The 1,321-nt window shown below is 65.2% G+C and carries 1 protein-coding gene; it reads right to left on the bottom strand.

Annotation, left to right across the window (positions count from 1 at the left end; all coding sequences use genetic code 11):
- Window positions 1–7: 7 nt before the first annotated feature.
- A complete protein-coding gene (locus tag M2432_RS27860; RefSeq protein WP_280830085.1) occupies window positions 8–1,078 on the bottom strand; it encodes an IS30 family transposase in 1,071 nt (356 codons plus the stop codon).
- Window positions 1,079–1,321 lie beyond the last annotated feature (243 nt).

Consider the following 1,321-nt stretch of genomic DNA (forward strand, 5'->3'; position numbering starts at 1 on the left):
GGCGGGTTCAAGGGATCGATGCAACAGTTGGCGGGTTTGACAGTAGTTTGTCGAGTGCTTCGGCGGGTGTTCGCCAGTTCAGGGTTTGGCGGGGACGGCCGTTGAGTTCGGCGGCGACGTTGTCCAAGATTCCTGGACCGTGCAGTGACAGGTCGGTGCCTTTGGGAAAATATTGGCGCAGTAGGCCGTTGGTGTTCTCGTTGGTGCCGCGCTGCCAGGGCGAATGCGGGTCACAGAAGTAGATCTTCATGCCGGTGGCCTTGGCGATCGTGGCATGGTTGGCCATCTCCTTGCCCTGATCCCAGGTCAACGCACGGCGCAGATGCTCGGGTAGTTCAGCCATTTTGGCCACGATGGCTTCCTGCACGGCCAGAGCGCCGTGGTTGTCGGGTAGGTGCAGCAGCATGACAAAGCGGGTGCTGCGCTCGACCAGGGTGCCGATCGCCGACCCGGAGGCGGTGCTGCCGACGATCAGATCGCCCTCCCAGCTCCCGGGTACCGCGCGGTCGGAAAAGGTGGCCGGCCGGTCGCTGATCATGATCATGTTCGGGATTCGGCCGCGTCGTTCGCCGGGGCCATTCTGGGTGCGACGCACGGCGCGTCCGGTGCGCAGGCACTGTGCCAGTTCGCGGCGCAGCGAGCCGCGTCCTTGCACGTAGATGGCCTGGTAGATGGCCTCGTGTGACACCCACATCTCCGGATCGTCGGGGAAATCCTCGCGCAGCCGGCGAGCGATCTGCTGCGGGCTGTGACGCAGCTTCAACCGAGTCTGCACGTGCTGGTGCAGCCTGTCATCGAGGGCCAGCCGGCGCGGCTTGGGGCGTCGGGCGCTCTCGGCGCTGCGGTCATGGGCACGCAGAGCCCGGTACTGCACCGTGGCGCTGCGGCCGCTCTGCCTCGCCCCGAACGCATGCTTGCGCCGATACCCTGACTTGCGCCCCTGGTTGCGGTTCTGCAAGTCGCAGTTGTTGTCGATCTCGCGTTTGATCGTCGAGGGCGCCCGGCCCAGACGCCCCGCGATCGACCGAAGCGACTCACCGGCATGCACGCCGACCTGGATCTCAATGCGTTCGTCCAACGTCAACCGAGGCCGCGGCCCCGACAAATGCGGTTGGTGCTCGCGAGGTTTCACCCCACCAGCCTCACGGAACCACCGCCGCCCGCAGCTGTCGGACACACCAACAGCGACCCCGGCATCCCCGGGACTACACCCTTGGCGGATAAGAATCCAAAACGTCCGCATCCGCGCACGCAAACCCGGTCGAGAACCCACAACACTCCTCAATCAGAAGGGGTGTTGCATCGATCCCTTGAACCCGCC

This window comes from Mycobacterium sp. OTB74, from assembly GCF_029892685.1.
Lineage (GTDB): Bacteria > Actinomycetota > Actinomycetes > Mycobacteriales > Mycobacteriaceae > Mycobacterium.